We start from the raw sequence: 13,469 nt of genomic DNA, 5'->3' as shown, positions 1-13,469 counted from the left end.
ATGGCGGAACCGAAATATTTTGCACACCCCAATGTGAGTTATCGTGGTAATCCCTATATTGAGGGGTTAGGTATGCCACTCTCTTCGGCACAGTTTTATGCGAACTGTGAGATTCCTTTTCACTATGAATTAGATCTTAGCGGGGTAGATGAATCGCTACATTCATATTTTATCCGTACTGCCATTGACCAACTGGCGGCGGTTTATACATCTCCAGATGAGGCGTACCGTTTATACGACCAGATGCGACGGATGATCGAGGCCGGGTATGTTCGACGCAACCCAGTTGGGGCTGATGTACGTCGGATATTAGCTGCGATTGATCGTGATAAGGCTGAACCGTGGAAGGCTGCACATGTATTGGAACTGGAGTTGTCGGTTCAATACAGCCTGTTACTGCTGGGACTGAGTGGACGTGGAAAGTCCACGATGGTAAAGCAGATTTGCAGGCAGATCCCACAGACGATAGAGCATGGTGATTATACGGATCACCATGGCAACGAGTTTGTTATTAACAGAATACAGGTGACCTATCTGTATATCGAGGTACATGATCGCCGTGGCCAAAAGGCATTACTACTGAACTTGTTGGAATCGCTGGATGCAGTCACTGGCGAGGATTACAGTCATGCGCATCGAGGTAGATCTGTCAATGAATTGATTTCGGTGGTGCAAAAGGCGTTTATCAGCCATGGGGTTGGTTTGTTGATCCTCGACGAAGCACAGAATCTGGCCAAGTCGGCCAAGAGTGAGGTGATCAGCAACAACGAAAAAACCACCATGAAATTTCTGGAGGAATTATTCAATCGAGTTGGTATACCACTGATGTTTGTCGGGACGCTGGCCACGATGAAATTATTTGAAAGCGAGATGACGCTCACTCGCCGAGCGACCAAAAATGGTTCTATGCAATTGGTGAGTTGTGACCTCGAAAGCTCATTTTGGCACCGCTTTATTCGCCTGATCTGCCAGACTAGATTGCTGAAAAACCAGACAACCTCGGAAGACGTGTTGCGCCAGCACATTCATTATTTAAGCGCAGGTATTCCAGCTATTGCGACTAGCCTAGTGCGGGTCACGCTTTCGTATCTGACCCATTTGAAACCTCAAGATCAAGATCTCTCGATAGCTGCATTGGATCGCTGCTTTAATCGCGATTTTAGAATACTCAATCCTGCGCTGACCGCATTGCGTAATGGTGCCTATTACCAATTTGAGGATCTCTCACCGATGCTCATACTGGAATCGGTGGCGAGTGGTCATGAGGTCGCTCAGCAGGTGCAACCACAGTCTGGAACTCATCTGCTGCAAGGTGATGTTAAGCTCAGCAATAAGTCGCAGAAAATAGATGTAAAACAACAGAAAACATTGGAACAGTTATCGCCGGAATTATTGTTAGGCCAGCTTGGGTATCACCTGGATACAGGTAAGCCGAAATGATCCTGCATCGATTGGAGTTGCTACCGGGCGAACATCTGGGGGCGGTGGTAGGCCGGATGCATGTGTTGAGCACGCACGGAACGTTTACAGCAACGGCCCGGGCGTTGGGGCTGAGCAGCCCACAAATCCGCCCTCACCGTTTATGTCACCCCGACGATCCTACCCTCGATACCCAGTTTCGGGCACGAGACGTTCAACGTGCGTGGCAGGATCACTCTGTCGGCAATTATTTAGCCCCCTTCCTGACTCCGCACGAGCAAGGGAGCGTGGTGGCAGCGTTGGCGGGTCATACGCCGCTCCGGCTGAGGGTGACCGGCCAACATAATATACAGCACCGACACTGGCGCTGGTGCGCAGGCTGTATCGCAGAAGATCACGAGATCCATGGCATGCCGTATTACCACCGGGATCATCAGTTGCCAGGGGTGTTTCATTGTCATCGACATCAACTCGGCTTGTCCGGGTGCTGCGCAGGCTGTGGTTTTACCGCCACGCTGTTGTCGGAACAACCCATCCCTCCCTACGATAACCTCTGCTCACAGTGCGGCCACTGGGTGGGGGGATATGATGGTCATTTTACCGAGCCGATGCGCGAGATCGAGTTAGCGTCGCTGGTATTGGCCCATTCCGCCAGCGCACTTACCCTACGCTCGCTGACCCAGTTGGTGAGTGATTCGATGGGGATATCGGGCGAGGCGATGCGCACGGTCAAGAGTATTAAAGCGATCAATATGTGGTTCAAGCAGATGGATGCGCAGAGCGATCCCCAGACATTGGCTGCGTATTTCATCAACTCTGGACGGATCGGTCAGGGCTGGCAGTTACCCCCCCAACTGCGTAATGCACGGGGCTATCATGAGCAGTCAGCCCGAGATCCGTTGCATCCTCTGGCCCACCTTCTGCTATTGCAGCATGCAGGTATCGATCTGGTAGGGCTCCTGGGATCTGAGGGGTGAGCGGTGTTGACCTCAGTGAGCCCAACCTATATTCCTGGCGAATCAGCCTACAGCTGGGTTAGCCAGTGTTTCGTACATTCTGCCTACAGTGACCGAAACCGCTTCTGTGAACGATTGTTCCATCGTCCTGCCATTCGGTTGCATCCGGTATTGCCAGGCCATATTGAGGTTACTGCCCAGGCTGCTGGAGTGGATCCGCAATACCTGCTGCACTATGGCACGGGCTTCCCGCTCTATGCCTTCGCGCTGGACGAGCAATCCCAAGTCCACGCCCTAGCGGCCGCCATGCTGGGTGAGGGGAGGGGGATCATCGCCCTGTCAGGGCAGGCCGCCAGCAAACTACATTTTGGCGGTGTCTGCCTTAAATGGTGTCCCGCCTGCCTGCGGGGGGATGAACAGGTCGTGGGTTGCGGCTACTGGCATACGGCGCACCAACTGTACGGGGTCACCGCCTGTGAAACGCACCAGCTGCGTCTGCATACCCTGGTGGCCGGTGCAGGCGGCATCGACCGCCGATTGTTCCTGCCGGATCCCGCGATACCCTGTGAACCATCACGACCATCCGCACATGAAATCTATCTCTCTGCATATATCACCGCTCTGCATCGGCATCTGTGCGTCCAGTCACCAACGGAGTCGCTAGCGGAGCTGTACCAGCGATGGCTCGGGCAACAGGGCTATCTGACGGCCCGAGGCCATCTGCGCAGCCAGGCCCTGTTGCAGGCCATGACGGAGTTCTGGCAGGGGTTGTTTGCCGATATAACGCCGATAGTGCCGCCGGGACTGGCCAACTATCGATACGTCTCGGGGCTGGTGCACGGTGACCGCAGTCACCACTACCTGAAACATGTGATGCTGATGGCGTTTGTGAGTCGCAGCCCAGCGGAGTTCTTCTCCATCGAGGCGCAGCAGGTGTTGCCTGTGCCGCCAGCGCGTGACGCGCAAGCCGCCGAGCGAGCAGTGCTAAGGTGGTTGGCAGAGCCGCTCTCCATGCGCCAGATCGCCCGCCACACCGGTTACAGTGTCGGTTATATCAAGCAACTCGCGTTGCGACACAACCACCCCGTCGAACACCGAATCCAGCGCATCACTGCGGCAGTGGCGCAGGGGATATGGCGGCAGGCGTTCATGGGGGTAAGCCGACAGCAGATCGCCCATTGCCATGGCGTCTCAGTCGGTGCGGTCGAAGCCATCATTCAGAGCCATCAGGGGTTGTCTGATTGGCGGCGGCATTTGGGCAGAGTGCGCAAGCTGCGTGAGCACCGCGATACATTGACGACATATCTGGCACAGCATGTCCATGCCAGTCGCGGTGTCATCGAGCAGGCGTGCCGAACGGCATTCAGCTGGCTCTATCAGCATGATCGCGTCTGGCTGTATCAGCAGTTGCCCGCTCCCAAACGGGCTGTTCACCATCCCAGCGTGGATTGGGCACAACGGGATCTGGAACTGGCTGCACGACTTGGGCAGCTGGCCGCACAGGCAAGATCATTGTCAGCCCTGGAGCGTGCGCTTGGCAAACCGGATTGGCTCAGGAAATACAAAGCTAGATTACCGCTCAGCTATGCGCTGGCTGTGCGACTTGTCGCTGCTTACGCAGCCCAGCATGCCAAACCCTGATGGTTGCCGTCGATATAGGCACGGCTGTCAGGGGTCAACACGAGGAGTATTGCCATGAAAGTCGAAGCCATCGTCCCCACCACGCAGGTCGTCGATATTCTCTGCGATGTCTGTGGCAGTAGCACGACAACCACCATTGGTACGCAGGAGTTCGGCACGCTGGCAGCGCGCTGGGGGTATGGTTCGCAGCACGATGGTGCGCAATATCAGGTGCATCTTTGCGAAACCTGTTTTTTCGAAGCGTTGGCAAACCTGAGGCAGGCTCATCGGTTGCAAAACCTGTTCGCGGAAGACTATCAACCCGCCGATCCGGACCACTTTGGGCGAGTTGAAGGAAATCAGGAGCTTATCTAACGATGAAGCGATTGAGACCCGTCGGCTCACGCAGGAGCGTGCCAGCCTGCGCCCAACGGCAATCAGACAACAGATACTCTCGTGTTGCATGGGAATAATTGCATTCTGCCCGTCACAGCAGGTTGTCCAAGAACCTAATTTATCCTGCGCTATGAAAGGAGCCGTGGTATGAAAGTTACACCAGAGGGGTGGGTGGTATTGCGTATCCCACCAGATGAAAAGGAGGAGCGAGTTGGCGTATTCAAAATATTTGCATCTTGGCGACAAGATGACAGATGGCGACTTTCCAGCGGAACTGGAACCCTATCAACGATAGCAAGACAGGGTGACTTTCTAGTATGGAAACAGTCATCTGGTAATGATTACTGGCTGCCATTTGATGGGGAAAATGGCATGACTTTTTATACCTGCGGGGTCCTTGAGAACATGTTAAATGCGCTTGAACTAGATCAAGGCGAGGTCATCATTCATCTCCTCAGGGATGGGCAGTTTGACTACGAAGAGCTTCGTCACCTTGAGTTTTGATTGCGTCAAAATAGCTTCGGAAATACTGGCCATTCATGTTAATGGATTCGTTTGGGCTTAAGCGGGCGATTCGACACGCTGCAAGCGGTTGAAAGGGGTCGTTCTGGTATAAACGATGACATGTACGGGTGAATCAATAAGGGACGCCGTGTTCAATTCCTCCTGCAAGGTCGATAACCGCCTGAGCGCCCATCGGTGAGGTGAGCACCTCAGCGGGCCTTTCACCCCCAAATCCCCAGGCTGGTCGAGTGAGCCATCGTAATGACTTGGTAATATCGCCGTTGTACAGGGATATGACAGCCTCCAGCGCTAGTACAACCCAGTAGAGGCGATCTCCCTGAGCGGGAGATAGGTGAACTCCCCGCCTGATTTGGCGACTCAACTCATCACGGTGAATGCCGATCATCGCACAAACAGTACGAGTGTCCGACCCTAGCAGGGCAACCAACTTGATGACGACCTCAGGGGAGACTCCGGCAACAATGTGCTGATGAGCCGCCAGCCTATTGCGAGGCATATCGAGGGATGCAAGAACATCGGTCACAGATGAACTGCTAGCGGTGAGAGCGTGGTTAGCACGATTCATGTAGCCAGTTGTCTCCATATGGGCTCTGTTGATGATGGTCGTGAACGTTGTCGGGCCCAATGTAATCCATCACTCAAGAGTTCATTGGGATCTCACCTAGTTTGGCGCACTTCGTTGGCCGTCGACGAAAGCGTTGGCGCTTTTGTGACGAATCAGGACCTGATTTGGCGATGAGCCGATTAGTGACGTTAATCGGCTCATTATCTAGGCCTTTTTGAGCCGATTAGGTTCTGGCATCGGCAACGCAGGCGTGTGTCAACCGGTGAGAGGTGTCATCTGATGACGAAAGCTTTCGCTCAGTCTCCGCTTTGCCGTCTGGCATCTCGCCCGAGCAGGGCTATCAACTGGCGTTCGCGTCTGCCGGTAGCGGGTGGGTCATTGAGTTAAACCGATCAAAATACCCGCTTGATGGCTTTTCTTGGAGTAAATCAGAGTGGCCTCCTCGCTGAGTCAAACTCACCAGCGATTTGTCATAAACTTTCACGCTAATCAGGCCCAGACTAGCTTCGGCTGAGGGTGTAAAACTGGCGCTAATTTACTATTTGGCTGCGAAGTGACCATTTTGCTAAGCAAACACTGCAATTAAACATAATGGGCATTATGCGCTGACAGATTGGCATGGTGGCTTGCAATTGTGGAGGACAGTTCTTTATTCTGTTTACCATACTTTCAGTATGGCGACAGTCGTTATGGAGTAGCGTTAATACTACTCAAATAATATGGCTTGCATTGTAGGTTCTCGTAGTAGTCCAATGTGTTACATTCACAATTTCTGATGCTGTGCAACGGTCGGTTTCACGTCTAGGAATTGGGGGCATTCAGTTACCATTACCATTTAAAGAAATGGCTGTGAATTGCTCTGATTTTTCGGGTGGACTGCCCTGCCGGGATAGAAAAACCTCAGTATAGTCAGTGCAACTACATACAATCCGCATCCAACTATCCACACCCAACCATTCCAAGATTCGTGGGTTGCACTATACAAAAATGCAAAAATAAGTGGACCGATTACACCCGTGAGGTGTGTCAAACTGGTCAGCAACCCTTGCAATTGTCCCTGTGCTACCTGACCGACACGAACAGATATAATTCCCTGCAAAGCGGGAAGAGTTATGCCACCACAAGCGAGTAACAGCACAACTGGCCAAACCATCCAGCTTTGCGTAATGACTGCCAATAAAAGTAGGCCACAGCCATCAGCCAAGATGCCAACCACGATAGCTCTCTGTTCTCCCAAATGTTTAGCGATAAAACCAGCAGCAAGTCCTTGAAACAGAGCGTGTGTAAGCCCAAACACAGCCAATGAAACACCGACCATTACGCCATCCCATGCGAAGCGCTCTTCTCCGAATAAAACCCATAATGTTGCAGGGATTTGGCCAATCAATTGAATGATGAAAAAGACAACTAGCAATCCCGATAATGGGGAGATCATCTCGCGTATGGAGGATGTGGTTTCATTGATTGTTTCATTCTTTATCTCGTCACTAACCTGATTAGCATTATGGGTCTCATGTAAAATGAATAGGGAGACCAGAAATGCCAGCCCGTTAATGGCAGCAGCGAACATAAACGGTGCCTGTACCGAAAGTTGACCTGCAAAACCACCAATGACTGGTCCAGCAATCATACCGCCACCAAAACAGGCACCCATCATACCAAACCAATGTGTCCTGGATTCCTCAGGTGTGACATCGGCAATTGTTGAGGCTGCAACAGCTCCAGTCGCACCGGTAATACCAGCAATTAAGCGTCCCAGATACAACACCCACACTACGCTGGCTGTTGCCATTAATGCGTAGTCCAGTGTTGCACCTAAAAGTGAAAGTAATAATACAGGGCGACGACCTATGCGATCTGACCAGCGGCCGAGAAGAGGGGCAAAAATCACTTGCATCATTGCATACAGCGCCAATAAAACACCGTAGTTCTCCGCAACATTAGCCTTTCCAACAAACTCCCGTAATAACGCCGGTAAGACAGGCATAATTATGCCAATCCCTATGGCATCTAAAAAAATGATGACCAGTGCCATCATCACAGTGCGGTTCATAGTTAACGCTCTCTATCGGTGATAGGGTTTGAAAAGTAACTCTATCAGTGATAGATTGTCAACAGCGAAAGGAGATAGTGATGGCACGACTAAGCTTGGACGACGTAATTTCAATGGCGCTCACCCTGCTGGACAGAGAAGGGCTAGAGGGCCTGACTACGCGTAAGCTGGCGCAGTCCCTCAAAATTGAGCAACCGACTCTGTATTGGCACGTGCGCAACAAGCAGACCCTTATGAACATGCTTTCAGAGGCAATACTGGCGAAGCATCACACCCGTTCAGTACCGTTACCGACTGAGAGTTGGCAGCAGTTTCTCCAGGAAAATGCTCTGAGTTTCCGTAAAGCATTATTGGTCCATCGTGATGGAGCCCGATTGCACATAGGGACCTCTCCTACGCCCCCCCAGTTTGAACAAGCAGAGGCGCAACTACGCTGTCTATGCGATGCAGGGTTTTCGGTCGAGGAGGCTCTTTTCATTCTGCAATCTATCAGCCATTTTACGCTGGGTGCAGTATTGGAAGAGCAAGCCACAAACCCGACAGAATACAATACAGTGATGGACGCTGTGCCACCATTATTACAGGAGGCATTTAATGTTCAGACGAGAACCACTGCTGAAACGGCCTTCCATTTCGGGCTGAAATCATTAATAGTTGGATTCTCTGCACAATTAGATGAAAAATATATGTCCATCCAGGGTAATAATAAATGATGCTGTCTATGGGGCAGTGCTAACGGTAGTAATTTTAAATCTATCGCCAGTGATTTTTATTTTTCACGCGACAAGTATTCTTGAAAATGTGTATGTGCATAGCCTTTGATAAATTAGGGAGATCCGAACAAAAGGGGGATTTCTTTGCGGGTCTGGCGGTGTTTGCCATTGAACTCGTAGTCAGCGAAGGTCAGTTGATGGCTCACGTTGGTTCTCATCCATGGTACTAAGAAAATCTGATGATCTCGTGTCAAGGATTTGTTCGCACCCTCCCCATCACGTCAAATAGAGCCTGTTTTCCAACTTAAATGTCCTGTTTGCTCACGGAGCAGATGTAGTATTACTTTTGAGTTTCCAACTTAAATGTCACATTTGGTATCGTTAACTCATTGAATACTTTGATCTGCCAGTTTCCAACTTAAATGGTTGTGATCAAGAGTCATCTTGACTCGAACAGAGAGACCAAGGGCCTTGCATGCGCAAGGCCCTTTTTATTGGCGGGGACGATGGCGCTGAAATGGCGGGGGGAGTTTGAATGATTCAATCTTTCTTGTATAGTTGAATTAATGTAGAGATAGACGGAGGTTTGCATGAACAAAGCGATCGCTACCAAGGTGTTTGAGTCCCTCGCGTCCGGCATTCGTCTCGATGTGTGGCGCCTGCTGGTCAAGTCGGGTCTGGAAGGCATGGTGGCCGGACAGCTTGCCAGCGAGCTCGACATCGCCCCGAATACCCTCTCGTTTCACCTCAAGGCCATGTTGCACGCGGGCCTGCTCTCGGTGGAGCAGGAGGGGCGTTTCTTGCGCTATCGCGCCAATATCCCTCTGATGCTGGATCTTATCGGTTACCTCACCGAGGAGTGCTGCGCCGGTCATCCAGAGGCCTGCGGGGTGGGAGGTGTCGAGTCCCTCTGTGCACCTGCCTGTTGTGATAAAGAGTAAGGGCACTGTCTGCCCGCCATTCGTTACCCTTCTGGGAGTCTTTTCATGAGTACCAATGCCTGCTGCGATCTGCCCGTCAGCAAAAAAATGCGCTTTCTCGATCGCAACCTCACCCTCTGGATCTTTGTCGCCATGGCCATCGGGATTGGGATTGGCTATTTGTTTCCCCAGGTCTCCGAGTGGAATGAGGCGATGTCGGTCGGGACTACCAATATACCTTTGGCCATTGGCCTTATCCTGATGATGTACCCGCCGCTGGCCAAGGTGAATTACGCCACCATGGGGGCCATGACCCGGGATCGCCGAGCCATCACCCTCTCGCTGGTGATGAACTGGCTGGTTGGCCCCATCTTGATGTTCGTCATCGCGCTGGTGTTTTTGCACGATCAGCCGGGCTATATGGTGGGGCTCATCCTGATAGGTCTGGCGCGCTGCATCGCCATGGTGCTGGTGTGGAACGATCTCGGCGGCGGCAGCAAGGAGTACGGCGCCGGCCTGGTGGCGCTCAACAGCGCGTTCCAGATCCTCACCTACAGCCTGATGGCCTGGTTGTTCATTACCGTGCTGCCGCCGCTGTTTGGCCTGCAGGGCTTTGCGGTGGACATCACCATGCTGGATATCGCGCAAAGCGTGCTGATCTATCTGGGCATTCCCTTCCTGGCAGGCTTCCTGAGCCGTCACTATCTGGTCAAGGCGAAAGGGGAGAAGTGGTACACCGAGCGTTTTATTCCGGCAATTTCCCCCATCACGCTTATCGCGCTGCTGCTCACGATCGTGCTGATGTTCAGCCTCAAGGGGGAGATGATCGTCGAACTGCCCATGGATGTGCTGCGGGTCGCGGTGCCCCTGATGGTCTACTTCGTGCTGATGTTCTTCACCAGCTTCCTGGTTGGCAAGAAACTGGGCATCCCCTATGACAAGAATGCCTCCATCGCCTTTACCGCCACCGGCAACAACTTCGAGCTGGCCATCGCCGTCGCCATCGCGGTGTTCGGGCTGAGCTCGGATCAGGCCTTTGCCGGGGTGATCGGCCCGCTGGTGGAGGTGCCCGTACTGATCGCCCTGGTCAATGTCGCCCTGCGCATGAAGCGCTCTTATACCAACCCAGAGAACCCATCATGAATGATGCCCAAATCACCATCTACCACAACCCGGCCTGCGGCACCTCCCGCAATACGCTGGCGCTTATCCGCAACTCAGGCGTTGAGCCGACCGTCATCCACTATCTGGAGACACCGCCCAGTCGCGAGACGCTGCTGGCCTTGATTGCCGCCATGGGCATGCCGGTTCGCAACCTGCTGCGCCAGAACGTGCCCCCCTATGAGGCGCTGGGACTGGCCGAGAACCAGTTCAGCGACGATGAACTGGTCGATGCCATGCTGGCGCACCCCATCCTGATCAACCGGCCCATCGTGGTGACCCCGCTTGGCACCAAGCTGTGCCGCCCGTCAGAAGTGGTACTGGATATTCTGCCGTCCCCTCAGCAAGGAGCCTTCAGCAAGGAAGATGGAGAGCAGGTGGTGGATGCACAAGGCAGGCGCATCGGCTGACCCCGGCACTCAGGTGCGTGGCGATGATGCCGGGCCGCCATGACGGGGTGGTTGCCTTGCCGGTTGCGTTCGGGGCAGGATGAGGGGCGGGGCGATTGACTCAGCCCTGATCCCGTACAGATCCAGCACAAGGAGTGGCAATGGACAGTACCCAGCGATTCTCGACCCGGGTCGAGGCCTATGTGAAATATCGGCCAAGTTATCCTGCCGCCATGCTCGATTTTCTGGCCAGCGAGTTGGCCATGGGGCCTGCTGCCCGGGTGGCCGATATCGGGGCCGGCACCGGTATCCTGACCGCGCTGCTGGCTCTCCGGGTGGCGCGGGTCTGGGCGGTCGAGCCAAATGCGGAGATGCGCGGGGCGGCCCGGCAGCAGCTGCAGGCAGTGACCAATATCGAGTGGCAGGATGGCAGTGCCGAAGCCACCGGTCTGGCGGACGGGTCGGTGGATCTGGTGACGGTGGCGCAGGCGTTTCACTGGTTTGATCGCGCCGCCTTCAAGCAGGAGTGCCGGCGGCTGCTCAGACCCGGTGGCCGGGTTGCCCTCATCTGGAACGACCGGCTGACCGACACCCCATTTCTCAAGGCTTATGAGGCGGGCCTGCGTACCTATTCGGGAGATTATGAGGAGGTCAATCACCGCAATCTGGGCGAAGGGGACTTTCAGGCCTTCTTCGAGGGGGAGTACCGGCTCGATCGTTTCGCCAACCGCCAGCTATTCGATCTTGACGGAGTATTGGGGCGGCTCAACTCCTCTTCTTATGCCCCGGTGGCCGGCTCGCAAGCCCATGCCGAGCTGACGGCACTGATCGCCCGGGAATTTGCCCGCCATGCAGTCGATGGCGTAATTGCCTTCAACTACGACACTCTGGTCTACAGCGGCCGGGTGTAGCAGTCGGGGGTAGCAAGGAGCCCAGATAAACAGCGGGCCCTTGCCACCGGTGGCGAGGGCCCGCAAGGGCATGGCTGATCCTGTTCGCAGCCGTGGGCTGTGGTGCCTGCGCTAACTCTTGTTCAACCCCAGCATGGCCATTGCCTTGGCCAGGGTATCGACGGACTCCTGATGCTTGCCTGCCTTGTGCAGGACTTCCCCCTCGGCGCGCAGCTTCTTCACCTCGGCCAGTTTGTCGGCGCTGAGGGCGGGTTTGGCGGCGAGGGCATCATCGATCTTCTTCATGTCGGCGGGGCAGTGAAAGGCGAGGGCGCTGCCGGTAAAGAGCAGGCTGGCCAAAAGCAGGGCTGGTTTCATGTCGGCTGTCTCCACTGTGATGACCATGATGGGACGCTCCATCATGGGATACCCAGCAAGCATAGCCCGCGGTCCACGCCCTGGCGGGGCGCTCGGGTTGAAGTGGGCGGGAAGCAGACGGTACCATGGTTGTTTTGCTCACGATTGAGCCAATCAGGGAGACCCCATGACACTCGCAAGGTTCCTCTCACCCCTGACCAGTCTGGTGATCTTCATTCTGGGCCACGGCATGTTCAACACCCTGCTGACGGTGCGCCTGTCTGCCGAGCAGGTATCGGCCCAGGCCATCGGCCTGGTATCGGCCGCCTACTTCGGCGGGCTGGTGCTGGGGGCCTTCGTCAATGCCCGCCTCATCATCCGGGTCGGTCACATTCGGGCTTATGCGGCCTATGCCTCCCTGCTCTGCTTTCTGTTTCTGCTGCACGGCATGGTGGTGGAGCCGCTGAGCTGGGCGGCGCTGCGGCTGGTGGGGGGCTTTGCCACCGGCGGCCTGTTCGTAGTGCTGGAGTCCTGGATGCTGGTCTCCAGCACGCCGGCCAACCGGGGCCGGCTGATGTCCCTCTACATGATCCTGCTCTACGGCTCCCTGGCCATGGGGCAACTGCTGCTCAAGTGGGTGGATCCCATGGTGCTGACCCCGTTCGTCCTGTGCGCCATGGCGGCGACCCTGTCGGTGATCCCGCTGGCGGTTTCCCGGGTAGCGACCCCGGCCATGGTGGCGCCCCAGCCGGTCGGCGTGCTGGAGCTGGTGCGGCTCACCCCGGCGGGGATGGGCAGCAGCTTTACCTCCGGCCTCATTCTCGGGGCCATCTACGGCCTGCTGCCGCTCTATTTTACCGACAGCGGTTCGTCGCTCTCCAAGGTGGCGGACATGATGGCATTGGTGATCCTGGGGGGCATGTGCCTGCAGTACCCCATCGGTCGTCTCTCCGATCGCTACGACAGGCGGCTGGTGATCCTGCTGCTTGGCGCCGTGCTGGCGCTGCTGGCCCTGTTGATGGTGCTGCTGCCCGCCGGCTGGCGCGAGCCGCTGATGGGGGGCCTGGTGTTCCTGCTGGGCGGCATGGCGTTCTCCATCTACCCCTTGAGCCTCAGCCACGCCTGTGACGAGCTGCGCCCGGACCAGGTGCTGGGGGCCAATCAGGGGTTGCTGCTCGCCTACAGCCTAGGCGCCATGACCGGGCCGCTGCTGGCGCCTTTTGTCATGGCGCAGTTCGGGCCAGAGGGGTTGTTCGTCTACTTCGCCCTCTGTGGCCTGCTGCTGGTGGGATATCTAGGCTGGCGCAAGCGGCAGCGAGCGCCCATTCCGCTGGCCGATCACCAGGTGTTCATCCCGGTGCCGCCCAATACCCCCATGACGGCGGAGCTGGAGCCGAGAACGGATCTGGCGGGGGAGGCGGTACCCGCCAGCTATGCCACCCCCGGATCGGATGAGGGCCAGCAGTCAAAGGCCGGCTGAGTCACGGGTGCGTAGCAACAAAAAA

At 55.3% G+C, this 13,469-nt stretch carries 14 protein-coding genes; 11 read left to right on the top strand and 3 right to left on the bottom strand.

From position 1 onward, the window contains the following. The 5 genes from OKC44_RS00340 to OKC44_RS00320 all read left to right on the top strand — a co-directional run bounded on the left by OKC44_RS00340 (position 1) and on the right by OKC44_RS00320 (position 4,895). Entirely contained in the window at positions 1-1,440 is a 1,440-nt protein-coding gene (locus tag OKC44_RS00340; RefSeq protein WP_011899277.1) for an AAA family ATPase, read from the top strand. After that, a complete protein-coding gene (locus OKC44_RS00335) occupies positions 1,437-2,396 on the top strand; it encodes a TniQ family protein (RefSeq protein ID WP_042657575.1) in 960 nt (319 codons plus the stop codon). Before OKC44_RS00340 ends, OKC44_RS00335 begins: the two co-directional genes overlap by 4 nt. 3 nt (positions 2,397-2,399) lie before the next feature. Continuing rightward, the gene (locus OKC44_RS00330; RefSeq protein WP_011899274.1) at positions 2,400-4,016 is read left to right on the top strand and encodes a TnsD family Tn7-like transposition protein; all 1,617 of its coding nucleotides are present in this window, start codon (positions 2,400-2,402) and stop codon (positions 4,014-4,016) included. Between the two features lie 54 nt (positions 4,017-4,070). Then, positions 4,071-4,370: a hypothetical protein gene (locus OKC44_RS00325; protein ID WP_011899273.1), complete on the top strand. Its 300-nt coding sequence runs from the start codon at positions 4,071-4,073 to the stop codon at positions 4,368-4,370. 168 nt (positions 4,371-4,538) lie between these two features. Beyond that, positions 4,539-4,895: a hypothetical protein gene (locus OKC44_RS00320; protein WP_011899272.1), complete on the top strand. Its 357-nt coding sequence runs from the start codon at positions 4,539-4,541 to the stop codon at positions 4,893-4,895. A 133-nt stretch (positions 4,896-5,028) separates the two neighbouring features. Here OKC44_RS00320 and OKC44_RS22170 read toward each other — a convergent pair whose 3' ends face one another. Together OKC44_RS22170 and tet(E) are read right to left on the bottom strand one after the other, a co-directional pair. Next, positions 5,029-5,412, bottom strand: a complete 384-nt coding sequence (locus OKC44_RS22170; protein ID WP_223945911.1) for an antitoxin Xre/MbcA/ParS toxin-binding domain-containing protein — start codon at positions 5,410-5,412, stop codon at positions 5,029-5,031. Between the two features lie 904 nt (positions 5,413-6,316). After that, the gene (gene tet(E), locus OKC44_RS00315; protein WP_011899270.1) at positions 6,317-7,534 is read right to left on the bottom strand and encodes a tetracycline efflux MFS transporter Tet(E); all 1,218 of its coding nucleotides are present in this window, start codon (positions 7,532-7,534) and stop codon (positions 6,317-6,319) included. An 80-nt stretch (positions 7,535-7,614) separates the two neighbouring features. On the opposite strand from tet(E), the gene OKC44_RS00310 reads away from it, so the two are divergent. The 5 genes from OKC44_RS00310 to OKC44_RS00290 all read left to right on the top strand — a co-directional run bounded on the left by OKC44_RS00310 (position 7,615) and on the right by OKC44_RS00290 (position 11,628). Further along, positions 7,615-8,247, top strand: a complete 633-nt coding sequence (locus OKC44_RS00310; RefSeq protein ID WP_011899269.1) for a tetracycline resistance transcriptional repressor TetR(E) — start codon at positions 7,615-7,617, stop codon at positions 8,245-8,247. A gap of 590 nt (positions 8,248-8,837) precedes the next feature. Continuing rightward, a complete protein-coding gene (locus OKC44_RS00305) occupies positions 8,838-9,188 on the top strand; it encodes an ArsR/SmtB family transcription factor (RefSeq protein ID WP_041216337.1) in 351 nt (116 codons plus the stop codon). Positions 9,189-9,233: 45 nt separating this feature from the next. Next, on the top strand, positions 9,234-10,310 hold the full coding sequence (gene arsB, locus OKC44_RS00300; RefSeq protein ID WP_270810394.1) for an ACR3 family arsenite efflux transporter: 1,077 nt from the start codon (positions 9,234-9,236) through the stop codon (positions 10,308-10,310). Next, positions 10,307-10,738 (top strand): glutaredoxin-dependent arsenate reductase, encoded by a 432-nt coding sequence (arsC, locus tag OKC44_RS00295; protein ID WP_270810392.1) that lies wholly within the window; start codon positions 10,307-10,309, stop codon positions 10,736-10,738. Before arsB ends, arsC begins: the two co-directional genes overlap by 4 nt. Positions 10,739-10,878: 140 nt before the next feature. Then, entirely contained in the window at positions 10,879-11,628 is a 750-nt protein-coding gene (locus OKC44_RS00290) for a class I SAM-dependent methyltransferase (RefSeq protein ID WP_257688944.1), read from the top strand. Between the two features lie 111 nt (positions 11,629-11,739). Here the strand turns inward: OKC44_RS00290 and OKC44_RS00285 are convergent, their stop codons facing one another. After that, on the bottom strand, positions 11,740-11,985 hold the full coding sequence (locus OKC44_RS00285) for a hypothetical protein (protein ID WP_029301252.1): 246 nt from the start codon (positions 11,983-11,985) through the stop codon (positions 11,740-11,742). Between the two features lie 166 nt (positions 11,986-12,151). On the opposite strand from OKC44_RS00285, the gene OKC44_RS00280 reads away from it, so the two are divergent. After that, complete coding sequence (locus OKC44_RS00280) at positions 12,152-13,444, top strand: MFS transporter (protein ID WP_270810389.1); 1,293 nt, start codon at positions 12,152-12,154, stop codon at positions 13,442-13,444. The last annotated feature ends 25 nt before the right edge of the window (positions 13,445-13,469 follow it).

The organism is Aeromonas sp. S41-2 (assembly GCF_027705845.1).
Lineage (GTDB): Bacteria > Pseudomonadota > Gammaproteobacteria > Enterobacterales > Aeromonadaceae > Aeromonas > Aeromonas hydrophila.
This window is presented reverse-complemented; position numbering and strand designations above follow the sequence as displayed.

What these genes read in the sequence shown, in the direction of transcription:
- OKC44_RS00335 (WP_042657575.1), top strand. Translation starts at nt 1,437, where the DNA reads ATGATCCTGCATCGATTGGAGTTGCTACCGGGCGAACATCTGGGGGCG.
- OKC44_RS22170 (WP_223945911.1), bottom strand. Translation starts at nt 5,412, where the DNA reads ATGCCTCGCAATAGGCTGGCGGCTCATCAGCACATTGTTGCCGGAGTC.
- OKC44_RS00320 (WP_011899272.1), top strand. Translation starts at nt 4,539, where the DNA reads ATGAAAGTTACACCAGAGGGGTGGGTGGTATTGCGTATCCCACCAGAT.
- OKC44_RS00325 (WP_011899273.1), top strand. Translation starts at nt 4,071, where the DNA reads ATGAAAGTCGAAGCCATCGTCCCCACCACGCAGGTCGTCGATATTCTC.
- OKC44_RS00285 (WP_029301252.1), bottom strand. Translation starts at nt 11,985, where the DNA reads ATGAAACCAGCCCTGCTTTTGGCCAGCCTGCTCTTTACCGGCAGCGCC.
- OKC44_RS00305 (WP_041216337.1), top strand. Translation starts at nt 8,838, where the DNA reads ATGAACAAAGCGATCGCTACCAAGGTGTTTGAGTCCCTCGCGTCCGGC.
- OKC44_RS00290 (WP_257688944.1), top strand. Translation starts at nt 10,879, where the DNA reads ATGGACAGTACCCAGCGATTCTCGACCCGGGTCGAGGCCTATGTGAAA.
- OKC44_RS00280 (WP_270810389.1), top strand. Translation starts at nt 12,152, where the DNA reads ATGACACTCGCAAGGTTCCTCTCACCCCTGACCAGTCTGGTGATCTTC.
- arsB (WP_270810394.1), top strand. Translation starts at nt 9,234, where the DNA reads ATGAGTACCAATGCCTGCTGCGATCTGCCCGTCAGCAAAAAAATGCGC.
- arsC (WP_270810392.1), top strand. Translation starts at nt 10,307, where the DNA reads ATGAATGATGCCCAAATCACCATCTACCACAACCCGGCCTGCGGCACC.
- OKC44_RS00340 (WP_011899277.1), top strand. Translation starts at nt 1, where the DNA reads ATGGCGGAACCGAAATATTTTGCACACCCCAATGTGAGTTATCGTGGT.
- OKC44_RS00310 (WP_011899269.1), top strand. Translation starts at nt 7,615, where the DNA reads ATGGCACGACTAAGCTTGGACGACGTAATTTCAATGGCGCTCACCCTG.